General features: G+C 73.1%; 18 protein-coding genes. 8 read left to right on the top strand and 10 right to left on the bottom strand.

The window, feature by feature from the left end; all coding sequences use genetic code 11:
- The first annotated feature begins 36 nt into the window (after positions 1–36).
- The gene (locus tag ACIBPC_RS10060) at positions 37–2,604 is read left to right on the top strand and encodes a hypothetical protein (protein WP_398842562.1); all 2,568 of its coding nucleotides are present in this window, start codon (positions 37–39) and stop codon (positions 2,602–2,604) included.
- 643 nt (positions 2,605–3,247) lie between these two features.
- Here the strand turns inward: ACIBPC_RS10060 and ACIBPC_RS10065 are convergent.
- A complete protein-coding gene (locus ACIBPC_RS10065; protein ID WP_398842565.1) occupies positions 3,248–3,805 on the bottom strand; it encodes a SigE family RNA polymerase sigma factor in 558 nt (185 codons plus the stop codon).
- A gap of 7 nt (positions 3,806–3,812) precedes the next feature.
- Positions 3,813–4,379: a hypothetical protein gene (locus tag ACIBPC_RS10070; protein ID WP_398842568.1), complete on the bottom strand. Its 567-nt coding sequence runs from the start codon at positions 4,377–4,379 to the stop codon at positions 3,813–3,815.
- 109 nt (positions 4,380–4,488) lie between these two features.
- Here ACIBPC_RS10070 and ACIBPC_RS10075 point away from each other — a divergent pair, with 109 nt between their 5' ends.
- Both ACIBPC_RS10075 and ACIBPC_RS10080 read left to right on the top strand, forming a co-directional pair.
- The gene (locus ACIBPC_RS10075; RefSeq protein ID WP_398842571.1) at positions 4,489–5,283 is read left to right on the top strand and encodes an NUDIX hydrolase; all 795 of its coding nucleotides are present in this window, start codon (positions 4,489–4,491) and stop codon (positions 5,281–5,283) included.
- A gap of 4 nt (positions 5,284–5,287) precedes the next feature.
- Complete coding sequence (locus tag ACIBPC_RS10080; protein ID WP_362965038.1) at positions 5,288–6,118, top strand: MBL fold metallo-hydrolase; 831 nt, start codon at positions 5,288–5,290, stop codon at positions 6,116–6,118.
- A 6-nt stretch (positions 6,119–6,124) separates the two neighbouring features.
- Here the strand turns inward: ACIBPC_RS10080 and ACIBPC_RS10085 are convergent, their stop codons facing one another.
- A complete protein-coding gene (locus tag ACIBPC_RS10085) occupies positions 6,125–6,799 on the bottom strand; it encodes a Crp/Fnr family transcriptional regulator (protein WP_052847634.1) in 675 nt (224 codons plus the stop codon).
- A gap of 249 nt (positions 6,800–7,048) precedes the next feature.
- Here ACIBPC_RS10085 and nth point away from each other — a divergent pair, with 249 nt between their 5' ends.
- Genes nth through ACIBPC_RS10100 form a run of 3 tightly spaced genes read left to right on the top strand, consistent with a single transcriptional unit; the run spans position 7,049 to position 9,792 of the window.
- Entirely contained in the window at positions 7,049–7,867 is an 819-nt protein-coding gene (nth, locus tag ACIBPC_RS10090) for an endonuclease III (RefSeq protein WP_398842575.1), read from the top strand.
- Between the two features lie 25 nt (positions 7,868–7,892).
- The gene (locus ACIBPC_RS10095; RefSeq protein ID WP_398842577.1) at positions 7,893–8,579 is read left to right on the top strand and encodes an NUDIX hydrolase; all 687 of its coding nucleotides are present in this window, start codon (positions 7,893–7,895) and stop codon (positions 8,577–8,579) included.
- A gap of 13 nt (positions 8,580–8,592) precedes the next feature.
- Positions 8,593–9,792, top strand: coding sequence for a MarP family serine protease (locus ACIBPC_RS10100; RefSeq protein WP_362965011.1), 1,200 nt, complete (start codon positions 8,593–8,595; stop codon positions 9,790–9,792).
- Positions 9,793–9,870: 78 nt separating this feature from the next.
- Here the strand turns inward: ACIBPC_RS10100 and ACIBPC_RS10105 are convergent, their stop codons facing one another.
- From ACIBPC_RS10105 to ACIBPC_RS10125, 5 genes are all read right to left on the bottom strand, one after another.
- A complete protein-coding gene (locus tag ACIBPC_RS10105) occupies positions 9,871–10,059 on the bottom strand; it encodes a hypothetical protein (RefSeq protein ID WP_362965009.1) in 189 nt (62 codons plus the stop codon).
- Between the two features lie 169 nt (positions 10,060–10,228).
- A complete protein-coding gene (locus tag ACIBPC_RS10110) occupies positions 10,229–11,164 on the bottom strand; it encodes an alpha/beta hydrolase (RefSeq protein ID WP_362965007.1) in 936 nt (311 codons plus the stop codon).
- A complete protein-coding gene (locus ACIBPC_RS10115) occupies positions 11,161–11,598 on the bottom strand; it encodes a phage holin family protein (RefSeq protein ID WP_362965005.1) in 438 nt (145 codons plus the stop codon). The genes ACIBPC_RS10110 and ACIBPC_RS10115 overlap by 4 nt, the downstream gene beginning before the upstream one ends.
- 190 nt (positions 11,599–11,788) lie before the next feature.
- Positions 11,789–13,759 carry an acetate--CoA ligase gene (gene acs / locus ACIBPC_RS10120; protein WP_398842581.1) on the bottom strand — a complete coding sequence of 657 codons (1,971 nt, stop codon included), beginning with the start codon at positions 13,757–13,759 and terminating at the stop codon, positions 11,789–11,791.
- Between the two features lie 143 nt (positions 13,760–13,902).
- Positions 13,903–16,317: a bifunctional SulP family inorganic anion transporter/carbonic anhydrase gene (locus tag ACIBPC_RS10125; protein WP_398842584.1), complete on the bottom strand. Its 2,415-nt coding sequence runs from the start codon at positions 16,315–16,317 to the stop codon at positions 13,903–13,905.
- A 227-nt stretch (positions 16,318–16,544) separates the two neighbouring features.
- Here ACIBPC_RS10125 and ACIBPC_RS10130 point away from each other — a divergent pair, with 227 nt between their 5' ends.
- A complete protein-coding gene (locus ACIBPC_RS10130) occupies positions 16,545–17,795 on the top strand; it encodes a hypothetical protein (RefSeq protein ID WP_398842587.1) in 1,251 nt (416 codons plus the stop codon).
- Positions 17,796–17,809: 14 nt separating this feature from the next.
- Here the strand turns inward: ACIBPC_RS10130 and ACIBPC_RS10135 are convergent, their stop codons facing one another.
- Complete coding sequence (locus ACIBPC_RS10135; RefSeq protein WP_362964997.1) at positions 17,810–18,811, bottom strand: ATP-binding protein; 1,002 nt, start codon at positions 18,809–18,811, stop codon at positions 17,810–17,812.
- A 103-nt stretch (positions 18,812–18,914) separates the two neighbouring features.
- Here ACIBPC_RS10135 and ACIBPC_RS10140 point away from each other — a divergent pair, with 103 nt between their 5' ends.
- Positions 18,915–19,772 (top strand): oxidoreductase, encoded by an 858-nt coding sequence (locus ACIBPC_RS10140; protein WP_398842590.1) that lies wholly within the window; start codon positions 18,915–18,917, stop codon positions 19,770–19,772.
- Between the two features lie 28 nt (positions 19,773–19,800).
- On the opposite strand, the gene ACIBPC_RS10145 is transcribed toward ACIBPC_RS10140, so the two are convergent.
- On the bottom strand, positions 19,801–20,622 hold the full coding sequence (locus ACIBPC_RS10145) for an HAD family hydrolase (RefSeq protein ID WP_362965134.1): 822 nt from the start codon (positions 20,620–20,622) through the stop codon (positions 19,801–19,803).
- Between the last annotated feature and the right edge of the window lie 240 nt (positions 20,623–20,862).

Raw genomic sequence — 20,862 nt, forward strand, 5'->3', positions numbered from 1 at the left:
CGCGCAGCCGCCGCCTACACCGCGATTGGTCCGGCCTTGCGTTCCCACGAACACACGCGTGACCTGCTGCGCGGCACCGCGCTGCGGCTCATCGGCTACCACAGCCGCCTCAAGCCGCACCGTGAGCAGCACAAGAGCCGGAGCGCCAATCACCGTTTCGTGCACATCTCCGAGGTGCGCCACACCGGTGACGCGCTCGTCCCGCTGTTCGGTTCCGATCTGCGCGGCGGTCTCGACGTCATGCTGGTGTGGGGCCAGCCGACGGCCGAGGCGCTGATCGCCCGCGTCCGCCAGGACCCGGGGCACAACGCCCTGCTGGTCGCCTACTTCGGGACCATGCCGTCCGCGCACCGTGCGGCACTCGCGGTCCAGTGCGTCGGGGGACGGCCCCTCGTTGTCCTCGACGATGCGGCGCTCGCCTATCTCGCCGCACACGGCAACCAGTTGCTCGATCCGGCGATGCGGGTGCTGCTGCCCTTCTCCGCCGTCAACCCGTATGTGAGCGAGAAGCGCGGACGCGTCCCCGAGGAGATGTTCTTCGGCCGCTCGGACGAGCTGGCCTCGGTCGTCAACCCGACCGGCAACCAGGTGGTCTTCGGCGGCCGCGGCCTGGGCAAGTCGGCGCTGCTGAAGGAGGCGGGGCGCAAGTTCACCGCCGAGGCGAGGACAGGTCATGTGAGCCTGGTCCTCAGCCTCGACTCCGCCTTCACCGGGACGAACGCGCCCTCCGAGACCGTGTGGACCACGATCGGACGCCGTCTCGCCGAACTCGGCGTCCTGACGGTCCCCCGCCGGCTGGGCGCGGACGCCGCCATCTCGTACGACCGCGTGCTGAGCGGTATCAACGCGTGGCTGAAGGACGACCACGGGCGCCGGCTGCTGATCATGCTCGACGAGGCCGACGGCTTCTTCGAGGCCGACTCGCCGCGGTTCACGCAGACCCGCCTGCTGCGTGACCTCACCTCCGCGACCGACGACGGCGTGAAGGTGGTCTTCGCGGGCCTGCACTCCGTCCAGCGGTACGCGACCATCGCCGTCAACAACCCGTTCAGCCACCTGTCGCAGCACCCCAGGCCGATCGGGCCGCTCAGGCCGCAGGATGCCGCCGACCTGCTGATCAAGCCCCTGTCCCTGCTCGGTTACCGTTTCACCGAGCCCGCGCTGGTGCACCGCATCCTGGGGCACTGCTCGTACCAGCCGTTCCTCCTCCAGATGTTCGCCCACCGGCTGGTGCGCGCCATGCACGCGAGGCGGCGGGAGGGACTGTCGGGCCCGCCGTGGGATATCGGACGGGCGGACGTGGAGCTGGTGCAGTCCGACAACGAACTCAGGCGGAGCATCACCTCCGCGTTCCACGACACCCTGCGCCTCGACTCCCGGTACAACGTGATCGGCAACGTCGTCGCCCACCACGCCCACCACCACGGCATCGACGCGCACCTCAGCCAGGCCCAGCTGCGCGACGAGTGCATCTACTGGTGGGCCGAGGGCTTCCAGGATCTCGACCCCGACCAGTTCCGCGCCTACCTCACCGAGATGGAGGGCCTCGGCGTACTGGCCCCCGACATGCGCCGCGGCTGGCACCTGCGCAGCGCCAACGCGCTGAGCATGATCGGCGCGCTGGAGGACGTAGAGGCACAACTGCAGAACGTGGCCAGCCGGGAGGTGACCGAACGGCTCACAGCGATGGAGATCCGCCACCGGTCCGCCGTCACCCACTCCCACTGTCCCCTCACCGCCGCGCAGATCGCCGATGTCCTGCCGGGGCGGGGCAATGCCGCACGCGTCGTCATCGGTACGCGGGCCACCGGGATCGACCGTGTCGTCGCCGGACTTCAGGAGATCGCGGGCATGACCGGCTGGATCATGCCCCGAGTCGCGAAGCGTTCGGACTTCCTGGCCGAACTGGTGGGCGGCGAGCCGGGCACCAGCCGGGTCGTCGTCTCCGACCTCACCGTCAAGACTCCGGTGGCGGAGTCGTGCCTGCAGACGCTCGACAGCGCGCTGACCCGTGTCCCGACCGGTGCCGGGGTGACCCGGACCGCCGTCGTCGTCGCGGGACCCGGGCAGGCCGAGCTGTGGGCCACCGTACTCGCCGACGGCGACGAGGCGGACGTACACGCGGTGCCCCTGCGCCGGTTCACCCCCAGCGGCCTGCGTGCCTGGGCGCTTGACCAAGACGGTGTGTTCTCCGGCGACGCGGCTCTCGAACAGCTCCAACGCGTCACGGGTGGATGGCCGCTGCTGGTGGACCGGCTCGCCGTCCTGCTCGCCGGGGGCACCGCCGCCTCCGCGGCACTCAGGAGCATCTCGGACGAACTGGGGACGCAGGAAGGCGCCGCCGACTTCGTCGCCTCCGCTGGACTCGCGCCGGGGATGCCGCTGCGGGCGCCGTTTGCCGCTGTCGTCGGGTACATGGGCGATGAAGGACTCAGCACGGAGGATCTCCAGGCGGCCGTAGAGGAAGTCGCGCGCGAGCCCTTCGGCGGCGCTGTCGAGACGGTCAGGGCTTTGCGCGCCTTGCAGGTACTCTCCGCTGCCTCTTCCGGCCTCTACTGCGTCGAGCCGGTGCTCCGGGCCTGCTGGGAGCGTGCGGGACAGTGATGAGTGGGGTCATTCTGCGGCGGTTGTCGCGGTGGTGAGTTGAGTGTTGTCGCTCGTGTATGCCGTTGCTGTGATGGGGGTTGTTGTCGGGAATGAGATGGCTGTCGCGTAGAACGTGCCCCATGTCTCGGTGTTCGGGAGGCGCAGCAGTGTTGCCGTGTAGGTGTGGCCGGCTGCTGTCACTGTGATGTGGGATGGAGGGGTTGGGGCGCTCCATGTTCCGGCTACTGCTGTGATACCTGCGTCTGTGCGGTAGAGCTGCAGTGTCAGTGATGTTGGGGGCAGGGGTGTGCGGGGGAGGTATTCGGCTGCTGTCATGCGGGAGGGGAATGTTGCTGGTGACGCGATGACGTAGCGTGCGCCGTTGTCGGGGCGTAGTGCCATGACCAGGTTTTCGCCTATAGGTGTTGGCGCGTAGGGCTGGACGATGCGTGGGCTGTTCGCGGGTGTTGGGTTTGTTGTGGGTGGTGTCGGGGTGTCCGTGTGTACGAGGGACAGGCCCAGCGGTACGAGCAGTGCCGCCATCGCCGCTGTCACCGTGGTGAGCCGCCGTCGTAGGCGTGCGCGGCGGCCTCGGTGTATCACCGCGTCCACCGGGGCGGGGCCGGTGGACCGTGTGCCGTCCGCTGCCGCCCGGCGGAGTTCATGCGCGATCCGGTGTGTGTCCGTGTTCTCGTCGTCCACGTGGGACCGTCACCTTCCTCTCCAGCTCCGGCGCGTCCGCGAGCAGGGCCCGCAGTCGCGCGATGCCGCGCGCCGTCTGGCTGCGCACGGTGCCGAGCCGCGCGCCGAGCAGGGCCGCGACCTCCGTCTCGCTGCGGTCCTCGGCGTACCGCAGCACCACGGCCGCGCGCTGCCGGGCGGGGAGCCGCAGCAGCGCGCGTACCAGGGCGTCGCGGACGGCGATCTGGTCCGCCCCGTCACCGCCGGTCCGCTCGGGGAAGCGGGTGGTCAGCCACTCGGGGGCGCGCGGCCCGCGGACGCGGTCGCGGTGCAGGTTGATCATGATCCGCCAGACGTACGCGTCCTGGTCGTCCGCGCGGCGCACGCGCTCCCACTTCACGTACGCCCTCGCCAGCGCCGCCTGGACGAGGTCCTCCGCGTCGTGGTGATGGCCCGTGAGCAGGAACGCCGTGCGCAGCAGCCGGTGCCAGCGGCCGGCCGCGTACGCGCGGAACGCCTCCTCCGCCTCCTTCCTCAAGCCGCCGTCACCGGCCGGCGGGCGTTCCCGGGAAGGGCGTGACCTCGACCTCGTCGAAGACGTCGCCCGCCGCGTCGTGGGCGACGACGGTGTACGAGCCCGGCAGCCCCGAGTCGCCGCCCTCGGTGTCGGCGTCGAAGTAGTACGTGCCCCAGCCCGGCTCGCCCGGGAGGTGCACGATCTGCGCGGCGAAGCCCCAGTCGGCGCCCTCGGGGACGATGACGACCGCCGCGGGCACCCCGTCCAGCCGCCAGGCGCCGTACACGAGCCGCGTCTCGCCCTGTTCGACGGAGGTGCCGACGCTGATGCTGTCGCGCCCGAGGCCCTCGCCCGGCAGACCGCGGGCGTGGTCCACGGCGTCGGCGAAGGACGCCGGGTCGGCTATGACGTAGTTCTGCGCGCCCTCGGGGAGCAGGCCCATCACCGTCTCGTCGTCGATGGGGACGGCGGCATAGGGCTGGACCTCCAGGGGTTCGAGGCCGCCGCCGAGCGCGGTTCCCGGGGCCATGGCCAGGAGGGCGGCGGCGGTGGCGCCCATCAGCAGGGTCCGGTGGAGCTTACGGTTGCCGGTCACGGGGGGACTCCTCGGGTGTCGGCCGGACGATGACGTGACTCAGACGGGTGGCCGGCGCCGTTTCTATCCATCTGTCGGCGGCGGGGGTGCGGCGCGTAGCATCCGCGGCATGGGAGGAACGGCTTCCGGCAGGTGGGTCGTCCCGGCGGACTGGCCGCGCCGCGTCGGGGCGCTGGCGCGCGGGGAGATGACGCCCGTGGTTCCCCGGCCGTCGGCGACGGTGCTGCTGCTGCGGGACGGGGCGGCCGGGATCGAGGTGTTCCTGCTGCGGCGGCGGACGTCGATGGCGTTCGCGGCGGGGATGTACGCGTACCCGGGCGGCGCCGCGGAGGCGGACGACGCGTCGCCCGCGTACACGGCGGTGCGCGAGACGTACGAGGAGACCGGCGTGCTGTTCGCGGGCCCGGCGGACGGGCCGCCCGGCAGCCTGGCGGCGCAGGAGCCGGACGACGGGCGCGCGTTCGCCGATGTGCTGGCGCGGCGCGCGCTCGTGGCGCGCACGGAGCTGCTCGCGCCCTGGGCGCGCTGGATCACCCCCGAGTTCGAGCCACGGCGCTACGACACGTGGTTCTGGGTCGCCGCGCTCCCCGACGGCCAGCGCTGCGCGAACGCGTCGACCGAGGCCGACCGCACCGCCTGGCTCCGCCCCGCCGACGCCCTCGCCGGATACGGCCGCGGCGCGTACGCCATGCTGCCGCCGACCGTCGCGACACTGCGCCGCCTCCTCCCGTACGCCGAGGACGGCGCGCGGGCGGCGGACGTACGGGACGCCGCGGCGGCCGCGCCGGAGCCCGAGCCGGTCCTGGCGCGCGTCGGCACGGACGGGGACGCGCTGGTCGTCACCTGGCCGGGGTACGCGGAGTTCGACATCCGGCTGCCGGGACCGTCCGCGAGTGGGGAGTGAACCGATGACCGAGGCCGTCCTGCCGCCCGGCCGACCGGCGGAGCGGGTCGCCAGCGGACCGGTGGGCGAGCGCGCGCACCTCGTCCTGGCCCCCAACCCGTCGGCGATGACCCTGGACGGCACCAACACGTGGGTGCTCGCCGAGCCCGGCGCGCGCCGCGCCGTCGTCGTGGACCCGGGACCGCTGGACGAGGAGCACCTGCGCCGGGTGGCCGACGTGGTGGAACGGGCCGGGCGGCGCGTCGCGTACACGCTGCTCACCCACGGCCACGCCGACCACGCCGCGGGCGCCGCACGTTTCGCCGCGCTGACGGGCAGCCCCGTCCTCGCCCTCGATCCGGCGCTGCGGCTGGGCGACGAGGGGCTGACGGCGGGGCAGACGCTGGCGGTGGACGGCCTCGACCTGGTCGTCGTCCCCACGCCGGGGCACACGGCGGACTCGCTGTCGTTCCTGCTCCCGGCGGAGGCCGCCGTCCTCACCGGCGACACGGTGCTCGGGCGCGGCACGACCGTCGTCGCCCACCCGGACGGGCGGCTCGGCGACTACCTGGACTCCCTGCGCCGCCTGCGCGCCCTCACGGTGGACGACGGCGTGCGGACCGTCCTGCCGGGCCACGGGCCGGTGCTGCGGGACGCGCAGGAGGCCGTCGACTACTACCTCGTCCACCGCGCGACGCGGCTCGCGCAGGTGGAGACGGCGGTCGAGGACGGCCACCGCACGGCCGCCGAGGTCGTCGCGCACGTGTACGCGGACGTCGACCCGGCCGTTCTCCCGGCAGCCGAGCTGTCCGTACGGGCGCAGCTCGACTACCTGCGGGAACGCGGCCTGATCTGAGGCGCGTCAGCGCGAGCGGCGTGCCAGCCGCTCGATGTCGAGGAGGATCACGGCGCGGGCCTCCAGGCGCAGCCAGCCGCGGGCGGCGAAGTCGGCGAGCGCCTTGTTCACGGTCTCGCGGGAGGCGCCGACCAGTTGGGCCAGCTCCTCCTGGGTGAGGTCGTGCACGACGTGGATGCCCTCGTCGGACTGGACGCCGAAGCGGCGCGACAGGTCGAGCAGCGCGCGGGCGACGCGGCCCGGCACGTCCGAGAAGACGAGGTCGGACATCTGGTCGTTCGTCCGGCGCAGGCGGCGCGCGACGGCGCGCAGCAGCGCGGCGGCCACCTCCGGGCGCTGGCTGAGCCACGGCTGGAGGTCGCTGTGCCCCAGGCCGAGCAGGCGCACCTCGGTGACCGCGGTGGCGGTCGCGGTGCGCGGGCCCGGGTCGAAGAGGGACAGTTCGCCGATCAGCTCGCCGGGACCGAGGACGGCCAGCATGTTCTCCCGGCCGTCGGGCGAGGTCCGGTGGAGCTTGACCTTCCCGTCGGTGACGACATACAGCCGGTCGCCGGGGTCGCCCTCGTGAAAGAGGGTGTCGCCGCGGGCCAGGGTGACCTCGGTCATGGAAGCGCGCAGCTCAGCGGCCTGCTCGTCGTCGAGCGCCGCGAACAGCGGGGCGCGCCGCAGAACGTCGTCCACGAGTTCCTCTCCTTGTCGGCCGGGTGACATCCTCATCATGCCGGACGCCTCGGCAGTGCTATCAGTCACAAGTTTGACGCACCGCGGCGGCCCGCCGTACGCCAGGGCCCCGTTCCGGCGGTGATTCGGCCGGGAGCCGGGCGAATGTCGGTCCGCCCGTTTACGCTGGCCGGGTGGCCAACGGGGCGCGGCGCCCCGGGTGGTGGGGTGTGGCTGTGGCAGGACGACAGGACGGGAGCGACCGACCGGGTGAACCCACGCAAGGATTCCGCTGACAGCGAACAGGGTGCTCGCGGCGCCGGAGCGCGGCCGGAGAGCCGCCTCGCCATGGTCCGCCGCGCCCGCAGGATCAACCGGGTCCTCGCGGAGACCTACCCGTACGCCCACCCGGAGCTGGACTTCGAGAACCCGTTCCAGCTCCTGGTCGCCACAGTGCTGTCGGCCCAGACCACCGACCTGCGGGTCAACCAGACGACGCCCCGCCTCTTCGCCGCCTACCCCACCCCCGAGGACCTCGCGGTCGCCGACCCGGCCGCGCTGGAGGAGCTGATCCGCCCGACCGGCTTCTTCCGCAGCAAGGCCAAGGCGCTCCTCGGCATCGCCACCGCGTTGCGCGACGACCACGGCGGCGAGGTGCCGGACGACCTGGACGCCCTGGTGGCCCTCCCCGGCGTCGGCCGCAAGACGGCGCACGTCGTGCTCGGCAACGCGTTCGGCCACCCGGGGATCACCGTGGACACCCACTTCCAGCGGCTCGTACGCCGCTGGCGGTGGACCGAGGAGACCGACCCGGTCAAGATCGAGCACGCCGTCGCGGAGATCTTCCCCAAGAAGGACTGGACGATGCTCTCGCACCGGGTGATCTTCCACGGCCGCCGCATCTGCCACAGCCGCAGGCCCGCGTGCGGCGCCTGCCCCGTCGCCCCGCTGTGCCCCGCGTACGGCGAGGGCGAGACCGACCCCGAGAAGGCGAAGGCGCTCCTCAAGTACGAGAAGGGCGGCAAGCCGGGCCAGCGCCTCAAGCCGCCGCCCGACTACCCGGGCAAGCCCGCCGAACCCCTCCCCTGAGACCCGCCCCGGCGCCGAGGAGCCCATGAGCAGCGTGCAGAAGGCCGACATCCGGCGAGCGGACCGCGACGCGCTGCCGCCCTGGCTGCGCCCCCTCGCGGACGCGGCGCTCACCATCGAGCCGCGCCAGCTCAGCCGCTGGCTGCCCCCGCCGGACGGCGGCCGCCCGTCCGCCGTCCTCGTGCTCTTCGGCGAGGGCGCGGACGGCCCCGAACTGCTGCTGCTGGAACGGGCGACGAGCCTGCGCGCCCACGCCGGCCAGCCCTCGTTCCCCGGCGGCAGCCTCGATCCGGAGGACGGCGATCCGCAGGGCGAAGGGCCGCTGCGCGCCGCGCTGCGCGAGGCGGAGGAGGAGACCGGCCTCGACCCGTCGGGCGTCCGCGTCTTCGCCACGCTGCCGCGGCTCTACATCCCGGTCAGCGACTTCGTCGTCACGCCCGTCCTCGCCTGGTGGCGCGACCCCTCGCCGGTGGCGGCGGTGGACCCGCGGGAGACGGCGCGCGTCTTCACCGTCCCCGTCAGCCTGCTGGCCGACCGGCGCCACCGCGGCACCGCCGTCCACCCCAGCGGCTACCGGGGGCCCTGCTTCGAGGTCGTCGGCACCCTCGTGTGGGGCTTCACGGCGGGGGTGATCGACCGCATCCTGCACCACGCGGGGTGGGAGCGGCCGTGGGACCGCGACCGTGAGCTGTCACTCGACCACGGGGCGTGAGACCGTTGCGGGCATGAACGTGCTCGACGTCCTGCTCCTGCTCGCCGCCGTGTGGTTCGCCGCGATCGGTTACCGGCAGGGGTTCGTCGTCGGCGTGCTCTCGGTCAGCGGCTTCGTCGGCGGCGGGCTGCTCGCCGTGTCCACGCTGCCGGTGGTCTGGCGCGAGGTGGGGGGCGGCGCCGATCCGGGGGGCGCGGGCGTCGTCGCGGCGGTGCTCGTCGTCATCGTCTGCGCCTCCGTCGGCCAGGCGCTGACCACCCACTGGGGCAACCGGCTGCGCCGGTACATCACGTGGACGCCCGCCCGCGCCCTCGACGCGACCGGCGGCGCGCTGGTCAACGTGCTGGCCATGCTGCTCGTCGCCTGGCTGATCGGCTCGGCGCTCGCCCTGACGACCCTGCCGACCGTGGGCCGCGAGGTACGGTCCTCCCGCGTGCTGCTCGGCGTGTCGCGGGTGGTGCCCGAGCGGGCCAACGGGTGGTTCACCGACTTCGGTTCCATCCTGGCGCAGCACGGCTTCCCCCAGGTCTTCGCCCCGTTCGGCGGCGAGACGATCACCCATGTCCCGCCCCCCGACCCCGAGCTGGCCCGCGACCCGATGGTCGAGGAGGCGCGCGCGTCGATCGTGAAGGTCGTCGGCACGGCGGTGCGGTGCGGCAAGGTCCTGGAGGGCAGCGGCTTCGTCTTCTCCCACGAACGGGTGATGACCAACGCCCATGTCGTCGGCGGGGTGGACGAGCCCACCGTGCAGATCGGCGGGGAGGGCCGGCTCTGGACGGCGCGCGTCGTCCTGTACGACTGGGAGCGCGACGTCGCCGTCCTCGACGTGCCGGGACTCGACGCGCCCGTGCTGGAGCTCAGCGAGGGCGACGCCGTCTCGGGCGACGGCGCGGTGATCGCCGGCTTCCCCGAGAGCGGTCCGTTCGACGCGCGCGCGGCCCGCGTACGGGAGCGCTTCCCGGCCACGGGCCCGGACATCTACCGGCGCGGCACGGTCAGCCGTGACGTGTACTCGCTGTACACGACGGTCCGGCCCGGCAACTCGGGCGGCCCGCTCCTCACGCCGGACGGCCAGGTGTTCGGCGTCGTCTTCGCCAAGTCGCTCGACGACAAGCACACCGGCTACGCGCTCACCAACGACGAGGTGCGGGAGATGGTGACGCGGGGCCGCGCCGCCGAGGAGCCGGTGGACAGCGGGGCCTGCGCCATGTGATCGGTGTACGGGGTCTTCGGTCGGTCATCGCGGTGTCCTCTTCGGGGCGCGACGGGGTGGTCTCGGCGTCTCCCCGGGTCAGCCGCGGGGATGCCGCAGGCGCACGCCCACCCAGCGTGCGCGGCGGCGCAGAATATCCGGAAAGCCGATGTGCGGGTCGTGCAGGACGGCGCCCTCAAGACGCCGCGCGCCGTTCTGCGCGGGGGCGGCGGCTCCAGCGCCGCCGCGTTCACGTGCCACGTCACGGTAGTCGTGCGTCCAGCCCATACTCACCTCCCTGCCCGGCCTCCAAGGTCAGTAACCTCCCGGAAGCGAAGTCACGCGTCCTATGCGCCTGGCACATGCGCGGGGGCGCGCGGGAGGGCGTACGCGCTGGTCGGCCACCCCTTGCACACCGGTCACGCCGGGGCTCCGCAGCCCCGGGAGCGGGCTGGGTTCAGCGGTCGGGCTCGGGGTCGCGCAGCCAGTCGATCAGCTCGGTGCTGAACGCCGCCGGGTCCTCCTCGTGCGGGAAGTGCCCGAGCCCGTCGAACAGCCGCCACCGGTACGGCGCCTCGACGTACTCGCCCGACCCCGCCGAACTGCGCGTCCGCAGCACCGGGTCGAGCGAGCCGTGCAGGTGCAGCGTCGGCACCAGCACGGGCCGCTTCATCCGCCGGTTGAACTGGATGCCGTCCGGCCGCGCCATCGACCTGACCATCCAGCGGTACGGCTCGATCGCGCAGTGCGCCGTCGACGGGATGGACATCGCCCGCCGGTAGACCTCCACGTCGGCCGGTTCCGGGTGCCGCGGCCCCGACCAGTCCTCGATCAGCCGCCCCACGGCCGCCGCGTCGTCCGCCACCAGCCGCCGCTCCGGCAGCCAGGGGCGCTGGAAGCCCCAGATGTACGCGCTGGCCGCCGTCTGCTTCGGGTCGCGCAGCAGCGACGCGCGCCAGCTGCGCGGGTGCGGCATCGAGGAGACGGCGAGGCGGCGGACGAGTTTCGGCCGCATCACCGCCGCCACCCAGGCCAGGTAACCCCCCAGGTCGTGCCCGACCAGCGCGGCGTCCGGCTCGCCCAGCGACCGGATGACGCCCGTCACGTCCAGCGCCAGATTGGCCGGATCGTAACCACGCGGCGTGCGGTCGCTGCCGCCCACCCCGCGCAGGTCCATCGCCACCGCGCGGTAGCCCGCCTCCGCGAGCACCGGCAGCTGGTGCCGCCACGCCCACCAGAACTGCGGGAAGCCGTGCAGCAGGAGGACGAGCGGCCCGTCACCCATCTCGGCGATGTGGAAACGCGCTCCGTTCGCGGCGACGTCGCGGTGCGTCCACGGCCCGTCGCGCAGGACGACGGCGGAACGCGTCCCGGCCTGGTCGGCAGAGGTCATGTGGCGGAGCCTGCCTTGTCCGCGGGGACACCACGCGGATGGGGCTTGACGGCCGACAGTACGGCGGCTGACTCCTTGGCGGACCTGATCGACCGTTCGGGCGGCGAGACACGGCCGAACTTGGCCTTGGCGAAGCCGAACAGCAGCCCGCCGAGCACCACGTACAGACCGCCCACGATCGCGCAGGCCACCGCGAGCGGCAGGTCCCACCAGTTCCGCAGCCAGAAGGCCAGGCCGAAGCTGAACAGCGGCATCGCCAGCAGCAGCAGCGCCGCCCCGATCACCAGCGCCGCGCTCCCCAGCAGCGCCTTCCGCACGTCACGCCGCAGCTCCGCCTTGGCCAGGGCGATCTCGTCGTGCACCAGCCCCGACAGTTCGTCGACGGCCGTCTTGACCAGCTCACCGAGGCTGCGCCCCTCGTCGGCTGCGCTCATCGCAATCTCCCTCTTTCCTCTCCCGGAGGCGGTCGTGGTCGCGTTGCCGGTGCAGTCCGACAGTAACGGTGCGCCCGGGGTGCGTCAGTTGGTGACACATCGCCGTCGCCCTGGGGAGTGATCCGAATGTTATAGGGGCGCCCGATGACATACCGGACGCCCCTTGCGCAGATCTGCAACCGCCGTGCGGCTAGTCCTCGCTCTTCGCCGTCGGCAGCTTCGCCTGGATCAGGTCCATCACCGACGAGTCGGTGAGCGTCGTGACGTCGCCCAGCTCCCGGTTCTCGGCCACGTCGCGCAGCAGCCGCCGCATGATCTTGCCGGACCGCGTCTTCGGCAGCTCCTCCACCGGCAGGATGCGCTTGGGCTTGGCGATCGGCCCCAGCTCCTTCGCGACGTGCGCCCGCAGCTCGTCCACGAGCGCCGCGTCGTCCTCGTCCGGCCGCGCGCCGCCCCGCAGGATGACGAACGCGCAGATCGCCTGCGTCGTCTGCGGGTCGGTCGCGCCCACCACGGCCGCCTCGGCGATCCGCGGGTGCGAGACGAGGGCGGACTCCACCTCGGTCGTCGAGATGTTGTGCCCGGACACGAGCATCACGTCGTCGACCCGGCCGAGCAGCCAGATGTCGCCGTCCGCGTCCTTCTTGGCGCCGTCGCCCGCGAAGTACTTCCCGGGGAAGCGCGACCAGTACGTGTCGATGAACCGCTGGTCGTCGCCCCAGATGGTGCGCAGCATCGACGGCCACGGCTCGGTGAGCGCGAGGTAGCCGCCCGACCCGTTCGCGACGGGGTTGCCGTCGTCGTCCACCACGGTCGCGCTGATGCCGGGCAGCGGCACCTGCGCGGAGCCGGGCTTGGCGACGGTCACGCCGGGCAGCGGGCTGATCATCACCGCGCCGGTCTCCGTCTGCCACCAGGTGTCCACGACGGGCGTGCGGTCGCCGCCGATGTGCTTGCGGTACCAGATCCACGCCTCGGGGTTGATCGGCTCGCCGACCGAGCCGAGGACGCGCAGGCTGGACAGGTCGAAGCCGGCCGGGATGTCGTCGCCCCACTTCATGCAGGTGCGGATCGCGGTGGGCGCAGTGTAGAGGAGGGTGACGCCGTACTTCTGGACGATCTCCCACCAGCGGCCGTTGTGCGGCGTGTTGGGCGTGCCCTCGTACAGCACCTCCGTCGCGCCGTTGGCCAGCGGGCCGTAGACGATGTACGAGTGGCCGGTGACCCAGCCGACGTCGGCCGTGCACCAGTAGACGTCCGTCTCCGGCTTGAGGTCGAAGACGGCGTGGTGCGTGTAGGCGACCTGGGTGAGGTAGCCGCCCGAGGTGTGCAGGATGCCCTTGGGCTTCCCGGTGGTGCCGGACGTGTAGAGGATGAACAGCGGGTGCTCCGCGTCGAACGCCTCGGGCGTGTGCTCCGGGGACTGGCGGGCCACCAGGTCGTGCCACCAGTGGTCGCGGCCCTCGGTCCACGGGGTGTCCTGGCCGGTCCTGCGGACGACGAGGACGCTGCGCACGTTCGCCGCGCCGGGGCGGGTCAGCGCCTCGTCCACGGTCGGCTTGAGCGGCGACGGCGCGCCGCGGCGCCAGCCGCCGTCCGAGGTGATGACGACGCGGGCGTCGCCGTCCTCGATGCGGGTGGCCAGCGCGTCGGCGGAGAAGGCGCCGAAGACGACCGAGTGGGGCGCCCCGATGCGCGCGCAGGCCAGCATGGCGATGACCGTCTCGGGGATCATCGGCATGTAGATGGCGACCCGGTCGCCGGTGGCGACGCCCAGTTCGAGCAGCGCGTTGGCGGCCCGGGAGACCTCCTGCTGCAGCTCGGCGTACGTGATGGCGCGGGAGTCGCCCGGCTCGCCCTCGAAGTGGATGGCGACGCGGTCGCCGTTCCCGGCCTCGACGTGGCGGTCCACGCAGTTGTACGCGACGTTCAGCCGGCCGTCGGCGAACCACTTCGCGAACGGCGGGTTCGACCAGTCGAGGGTCTCCGTGGGCTCGGTCGCCCAGCTGAGGCGGCGTGCCTGCTCGGCCCAGAACCCCAGCCGGTCCGCGTCGGCGGCCTCGTACGCGGCGGCTGTCACGTTCGCGTCGGCGGTCACCTCGGCGGGGGGCGGGAACCTCCGCTCCTCGGTCATGAGATTGGCCAGGCTCTCGTTGCTCACGACATCTCCCTTGCGGCGTCAGCTGTGTCCCCACGCCACACCTCATCAGGAGAGGTCCGCTTTGACAAGGGTGGACGGCCGAGTGGTCCAGACCTCTTCCGGGTGGTGTCCCCGCCGCGCCGGGGCGGCGCGGCGGGGGCCCGTCAGCCCGGGATTATCTGCGGCGCGGCCTCGGCGTCGGGCCGTACGGCGGCGAACACCGGTGCCCCGCTTGCGGCTTCGTCCGCCGTCCCCGTCGGCCGGCTCACGTGCTCCGGCTCCAGGACGTACGCCTGCGCCTCGCCCACGTGGAAGTACATGCCGCGCAGTTCGAGCGTCCCCTCCGCGACACGCCGCGCGACGCACTCGTGGCGTGTCAGGTGCTCCAACTGCTGCATCACGTTGGCCAGCGCGAGGGCCTCCAGCGCGTCGGCGGTGGGCCGCTGGTCCAGCCGGGGGGCGAGGCCGTCCTCCTCCGCCGCCGCCCGGTCGAGGCTGGGGCGGCCGTGCCGCAGCCACCGCTGGAGGGAGCTGTCCTGGTCGGCCGGGGCGTTGTCCCGCATGGTGTGCAGCGCGTTCATCGCGCCGCAGCCGGAGTGCCCGCAGACGGTGATGGTGCCGACGCGCAGGACGTCCACCGCGTACTCGATGGCGGCGGCCACCGAGTGGTCGGCCGACTCGGTGCCCGGCAGCGGGACGAGGTTGCCGACGTTGCGCACGGTGAAGAGGTCGCCGGGGCCGCTCGACGTGATCATGCTCGTGACGAGGCGGGAGTCGGCGCAGGTCAGGAAGAGCTGGCCGGGCCGCTGCCCCTCGTCCGCCAGCCTGGCCAGCTCGCGGCGCATCAGCGGGGCCGTGCTGCGCTGGAAGTTCCGCAGGCCGCTGAGCAGCTGGTCGTGGCCCGGCGGGTGCGCCGCGCCGGTCGCCGACGCGGCGACCGGCGGCACGGACGTGCACTGGTGGTTGCGCCACGGCTGCCACGGCCAGCAGTTGTGCTCGCGGCCCTGCTCGCCGATGCGCTGCCCCGACCTGCCGTTGATCTCGACGTCGCCGCCCTGCGCCACGTGCGCCGTGCGCCAGTCGTGCAGCGCCTCGTAGGCGGCGTGGTCCATGAACGTGCCGTCCAGCTCGACGACCGCCTGCGCCCGCTCCGGGATCTGCCCGAGCACCCGGCTGAGGCGCGGGACCGCGAGGAACGTGAGCTGGCCGCGTACGCGGATCTGGTGCGAGCCGTCCGCCGACCGTTCGAGGTGGATGCGGGTGTGCGTGAGGCGGTGCAGCGCGACGCCCACGGCCACCGCGACGCCGAGCCCTACGCCCTGCAGGACGCCGAAGACGGTGACGCCCACGGCGGTCGTCGCGTACACGATGACCTCGCGGTGCCGGGCGACGCTCCTGATGTGCGCGACGCTGACCATCCGCACGCCCACCACCATCACCAGCGCGGCGAGGGCGGCCAGCGGGATCAGCTCGATCATCCCGACGAGCAGCCCGGCGGCGAGGACCATCCAGCAGCCGTGCAGCACGGTGGACGCGCGGCCGACGGCGCCCGCCGTCACGTTCGCCGTGCTGCGGACCGCGCCGCCCGCGACGGGCAGGCCGCCGAGCAGGCCGGACACCACGTTGGCCATGCCCTGGCCGCGCAGCTCGCGGTCGAGGTCGGCCCGCGCGACCCGGGGGCCGCCGGCGCGCTGCCTGATGGCCGTCAGCTTGTCCATCGCCACGGCGGACAGCAGCGACTCGACGCTGGCGACGAGCGTGACGGTGAGGACGGCGGCGAGCAGCCCGAGCACCGGGCCGTCCGGCAGTTCGGGCAGGGTGTGGCTGCTCCACGAGGGCAGGTCGGCCTGTTCGAGCCGCAGCCCGCCCGCCCGTGCGAGGACGGTGCCGACGACGACGGCGGCCAGTGCGGCGGGCACGGCCTTGCGCAGTGTCCCGCCGAGCCGTCCCGGCAGGCGCGGCCACAGCAGGAGCGCGGCCACGGTCGCGGCGCCGACGGCGAGGTCGGCGCCGCCGGGGGCGGTCAGCTGGGCGGGGAGCGCCTGCACGTTGGCGACGGCGGAGCTTTCGGGATTGCCGCCGAGGACGATGTGCAGCTGCGCGAGGGCGATCGTGACGCCGATGCCCGCCAGCATGCCGTGGACGATCGCGGGGCTGACGGCGAGTGCGGAACGGGCGGTGCGCAGGGCGGAGAGCGCCAGCTGCGTGAGCCCGGCGAGGGCGGTGATGGCGCAGGTGGTGCGCCAGCCGTACTGGTGGATCAGCTCGGCCGTGATGACCGTGAGCCCGGCTGCCGGGCCGCTGACCTGGAGGGGGGAGCCGCCGAGTGTCCCGGCGACGAGGCCGCCGACCGCCGCCGCGACCAGACCGGCCTGGAGGGGCGCGCCGGTCGCCAGGGCGATGCCGAGGGCGAAGGGCAGGGCGATGAGAAAGACCGAGACCGACGCGGACACGTCGGCTCGGCGGGGGGCGCAGGCGGACATTCTTCCGTCTCCGTCCGGTGGAGGGCTGACTGGTCGGGCCGGGCCGGCCGGTGCGGGTGGTCCGGGCGGGGTCGGCGGATCATGGGCAAAGATCATTACGGAGGGTGATGGTATGTGCGCGCTCAAGCGTCGGTAAATGAAGAGTAATGCCGCGTAAAGCCCTCCTCTACCCCGAAGTCTCCATTCAGGCCTTAATTAACCTAAACGAGTTAATTAATCAGTGAATACGCTTGTCGTACAAACATCTCTTATGCCTCACGAGGGAAGTTGGCGGTGCGGCGAACCCGGCCCCGGGCGCCGCATCGGCGGCGAGAGGACCTGGGATGGTCACACACAGGAGGCTGGTGGCTTCGGGCGCGGCGATCGCCGCGCTGGCCCTGGTGGCGGCGGGCTGCGGCTCCGGCGGCGGGGACGCGACGGACGCGACGCGCGGCGGCCAGGACGCGCCGGGCGGCCAGGGCACGGGCGAGAACGGCCCGGGGACGCCCGACGCGTCGGAGACACCCGCCGCCCGCCCGATCGGCGACGGCTCGACGGCGGACACCGGCCCCCAGCCGGGCGCCGCGGAGGCCGAGCCGCTCGCGCCCGGTGAGGAGCCGCCGCAGTTCGTCGTCTTCTCCTGGGACGGCGCGGGCGAGGACGGCAGCGGCCTGTTCGCCCGCTTCCGCGAACTCGGCGAGGAGTACGGCGCCGACATGACGTTCTTCCTGTCGGGCCTCTACCTCCTCCCCGAGGCGGAGCGCGACCGCTACCACCCGCCCGGCAGGTCGCCCGGCGCCTCCGACATCGGCTACCTGAACGACCAGCACGTCGCCGACACCGTCGAGCAGGTCGCGGCCGCGTGGCGTGAGGGCAACGAGATCGGCACCCACTTCAACGGGCACTTCTGCGGCCCCGAAGGCGTCGCCGGCTGGAGCGTGGACGACTGGCGCAGCGAGATCGAGCAGGCCATGTGGATGGTCCAGAACTGGCGGACCACCACGGGCCGCACCGACCTCGACCCCCTGCCGTTCGACTACGCGGACGAGCTGATCGGCGGCCGCGCCCCCTGCCTCGAAGGGCAGGACAACCTGCTGACGGCCGCTGCGGAGGCCGGCTTCCGCTACGACTCCAGCGGCAACGGGCTCCAGGTCTGGCCCAGCCGCCGCGAGGGGCTGTGGGACGTCCCGCTCCAGTCCGTGCCCGTGCCCGGCCACAGCTTCGAGACGCTGTCGATGGACTACAACTTCATGTTCAACCAGTCCGGCGCCCAGAGCGGTGATTCCTCGCGGCACGCCGCCTGGGGCGAGGAGATGCGCGCCGGGCTGATGGAGGCGTTCGACCGCGCCTACGAGGGCAACCGGGCGCCGCTCATCATCGGCAACCACTTCGAGAACTGGAACGGCGGCGTCTACATGGACGCGGTCGAGGACGTCATCAAGGACGTCTGCCCGCGCGACGGCGTGCGCTGCGTCTCGTTCCGCCAGCTCGTGGACTGGCTGGACGCCCAGGACCCGGCGGTGCTGGAGAAGCTGCGGACCCTGGGCGTCGGCGAGCGTCCGGCGGCGGGATGGGAGGCGTTCCTCGCGGGCTGACGCGTCCCGGCGGGTCAGGCGGGCTGTGGGCTCCAGCCCACGTCCGCCGACTCGCTGAGGACGAAGCCGGGGTCGATCTGGGCGGCGAGGTCGACGCCGGTGCGCTCGTTGCCCCAGCCCGCGGCGTTCTTGAGGTGGAAGTGCACCATCTGCTGGGTGTAGCGGCCCCAGTCGCGCCGCTCGTGCGCCGCGTCCGCGGCCTCGAAGAGCGTGTCGAGCGCCCGCAGGTTCTCCGCCTCGAGAGCGGTGAACGGGCGGGGCGCGCCCCGCTCCAGCGCGCGCACCCAGTCCGAGTGCCCGCAGGTGACGAGCAGGTCGTCCCCGACCTGCTCACGCAGGAACTCCACGTCGTCCGGGCCCTGCACCTTGTTCCCCACGACGCGGAGCGCGACGCCGAAGTCCCGCGCGTACTCGCGGTACTGGCGGTAGACCGAGACCCCCTTGCGGGTGGGCTCGGCGACCAGGAAGGTCATGTCGAAGCGGGTGAACATCCCCGAGGCGAACGAGTCGCTGCCCGCCGTCATGTCCACCACGACGTACTCGTCGCGTCCGTCGATCAGGTGGTTCAGGCACAGCTCGACGGCGCCCGTCTTCGAGTGGTAGCAGGCCACGCCGAGGTCGTCCTCGGTGAAGGGGCCCGTCGCCAGCAGCCGGGCCGAGCCGCCGGTGCCCTCCAGCGGGACCGTCCTGGCGCACCGGGCGAACACCGGGTTGTCCCCCGCGAGCCGCAGCAGCCGGGAGCCCTCGCCCGGCGGCGTCGTCTTGATCATGGAATCGGCGGAGAGGATACGGGGGTTGCTGCCGCGCAGGTAGTCCTTGATGAACGGCAGGTGCCCCCCGAGCGGCGGTACCGCGGCGGCCTCGTCGTCGCCCAGGCCGAGCGCCGCGCCGAGGTGCTGGTTGATGTCCGCGTCGACAGCGGTCACCGGCGTGCCCCTGGCGGCCAGGTAGCGGATGAACAGCGAGGACAGCGTGGTCTTCCCGCTGCCGCCCTTGCCAACGAAAGCGATCTTCATGTTCATTAGCCTAGCCATGCCGGACGGTTCCTTCGGACAGCGGTCGGCAAGTGCACTCGAACGTGTGAGTGCTGCCCGCTGGACCGGGCCTAGGCTCGGTGCTATGAACGGCGACCTTTCGACGACCGACCCCCTCGCGCCCCTCGGCGACCTGCCGGGCGTCCCCGACGCTGTCGCGGCCGTCCGCGCGGCCGTCGACGGCGTGCACGGGCACCGGGTGATGCGCCGCCGCAGCTCCGAGGTGGCCGCCGAGGCCGCCCTGCGCGGCGCCCGCGCGTCCGCGGCGCTGGACGGCGCCGACTGGGCGCTCGAGGAGGTCCGCAGGCGCAGCGACTTCGGCGCGGACGCGGAGGCCAGGACGGTCGGGGCCGCCCTGCGGCTGAGCGCGGAGGCGGGGCAGCTGCTCTCCGTCTGGCGTGCGTCGCCGTCCCGGGTGCTGGCCAGGCTGCACCTGTTGGCGGCGGGCGGAGTGAACGGCGGTGGCCCCGACGTTCCTGCCGTGGGAAGGCCCCGCCTGGCGGGCGAGGCGGTGGACGAGCCCGCGCTCGACGGACTCGCCGCGCGAGGTGTGGCGCTGCCGGGCGCCGACGCGATGGCGGCCAGGCTCGACGCGCTGAGCGCCCTCGTCGTCGCCGGGAGCCGGGCGCCGGCGCTCGTCCAGGCCGCCGTGGTCCACGGGGAACTGCTCGCGCTGCGGCCGTTCACCTCGCACAACGGGCTGGTGGCGCGGGCCGCGCAGCGGATCGTCCTCGTGTCGTCGGGGCTCGACCCCAAGTCCGTGACGCCCGCCGAGGTCGGGCACGCCGAGGCGGGGCGCGACGCGTATCTCACCGCGCTCGCCGGTTACGCGACCGGGACCCCCGAGGGGGTCGCGGCCTGGATCACGCACTGCGGGCGCGCGGTGGAGCTGGGCGCCCGGGAGTCCGTGGCGGTGTGCGAGGCGCTCCAGCGGGGCGCCTGACCCGTCCTGGCGTTCGGGCGGTCCTCGTTCAGGAGGCGCCGGCCGCCGCGCGGCGTGCCGCCCTGCGCCGCCCGGCGTACCAGACGACGCCCGCCGCGCACGCGGCGGCGGCCACGGCCGCGCCCGCCACGATCGCGGGGCGCGGCGACAGCCCGGGGACGCGCTTGCGCAGCCGCACCGGCCGCTCGAACGTGAGCACCGGCCACTCGCGGGCCAGCGCCTCGCGGCGGAGCGCGCGGTCCGGGTTGACGGCGTGCGGGTGGCCGACGGACTCCAGCATCGGGATGTCGGTGATGGAGTCGCTGTACGCGTAGCAGCGGTCGAGGTCGTAGCCCTCGGAGGCGGCCAGCTCGGTGATGGCCTCGGCCTTTGTCGGGCCGTAGGCGTAGTACTCGACCTCGCCCGTGAAGCAGCCGTCCTCGACCACGAGGCGGGTCGCGACGACGCGGTCGGCCCCCAGCAGCTCGCCGATGGGCTCCACGAGTTCGGCGCCCGACGAGCTGACGATCACGACGTCCCGGCCCGCCGCGTGGTGCCGCTCGATGAGGGAGGCCGCCTCGTCGTAGATGATCGGGTCGATCACCGCGTGCAGCGTCTCGGCGACGATCTCCCTGACCTGCTCCACGTTCCACCCCCGGCAGAGCGCGGAAAGGTACTCCCGCATGCGTTCCATCTGCTCGTGGTCCGCGCCGCCGAGCAGGTAGACGAACTGGGTGTACGCGGTGCGCAGGACGGCGCGCCTGTTGATGAGGCCGCCCTGGTAGAAGTGTCGGCTGAAGGTGAACGTGCTCGACTTCGCGATGACGGTCTTGTCGAGATCGAAGAACGCGGCGGTGCGAGGCCGGGGCATGATTTCCACGTGCCGAGCATAAAGGGCCGCCATTCGGCGTACGCTGGTGGTGTTGGGTTTGCCTGAGAAGGCTCTCGGGTACACCATGGAAGTCACGGATCGTTCGCGACCGTGCTAACCCGGTCCGGCTCCTCCCCCCCCGAGTCGGCCGAGGAAGACGACCCCCGCTCTCCCCCCCGGCGGGGGTCGTCGCATGTCCGGGGGCGTTTTCCCTTCCCGGCGGCCGCCAACGGACCCTGG

Source organism: Streptomyces sp. NPDC049879, assembly GCF_044461265.1.
Lineage (GTDB): Bacteria > Actinomycetota > Actinomycetes > Streptomycetales > Streptomycetaceae > Streptomyces.

Excerpts from the sequence above, each read along its gene's own strand:
- ACIBPC_RS10100 (WP_362965011.1), top strand. The coding sequence starts at position 8,593 with ATGAACGTGCTCGACGTCCTGCTCCTGCTCGCCGCCGTGTGGTTCGCC.
- ACIBPC_RS10095 (WP_398842577.1), top strand. The coding sequence starts at position 7,893 with ATGAGCAGCGTGCAGAAGGCCGACATCCGGCGAGCGGACCGCGACGCG.
- ACIBPC_RS10080 (WP_362965038.1), top strand. The coding sequence starts at position 5,288 with ATGACCGAGGCCGTCCTGCCGCCCGGCCGACCGGCGGAGCGGGTCGCC.
- ACIBPC_RS10135 (WP_362964997.1), bottom strand. The coding sequence starts at position 18,811 with ATGAAGATCGCTTTCGTTGGCAAGGGCGGCAGCGGGAAGACCACGCTG.
- ACIBPC_RS10125 (WP_398842584.1), bottom strand. The coding sequence starts at position 16,317 with ATGATCTTTGCCCATGATCCGCCGACCCCGCCCGGACCACCCGCACCG.
- ACIBPC_RS10075 (WP_398842571.1), top strand. The coding sequence starts at position 4,489 with ATGGGAGGAACGGCTTCCGGCAGGTGGGTCGTCCCGGCGGACTGGCCG.
- ACIBPC_RS10115 (WP_362965005.1), bottom strand. The coding sequence starts at position 11,598 with ATGAGCGCAGCCGACGAGGGGCGCAGCCTCGGTGAGCTGGTCAAGACG.
- ACIBPC_RS10105 (WP_362965009.1), bottom strand. The coding sequence starts at position 10,059 with ATGGGCTGGACGCACGACTACCGTGACGTGGCACGTGAACGCGGCGGC.
- ACIBPC_RS10140 (WP_398842590.1), top strand. The coding sequence starts at position 18,915 with ATGAACGGCGACCTTTCGACGACCGACCCCCTCGCGCCCCTCGGCGAC.
- ACIBPC_RS10110 (WP_362965007.1), bottom strand. The coding sequence starts at position 11,164 with ATGACCTCTGCCGACCAGGCCGGGACGCGTTCCGCCGTCGTCCTGCGC.
- ACIBPC_RS10145 (WP_362965134.1), bottom strand. The coding sequence starts at position 20,622 with ATGCCCCGGCCTCGCACCGCCGCGTTCTTCGATCTCGACAAGACCGTC.
- ACIBPC_RS10130 (WP_398842587.1), top strand. The coding sequence starts at position 16,545 with ATGGTCACACACAGGAGGCTGGTGGCTTCGGGCGCGGCGATCGCCGCG.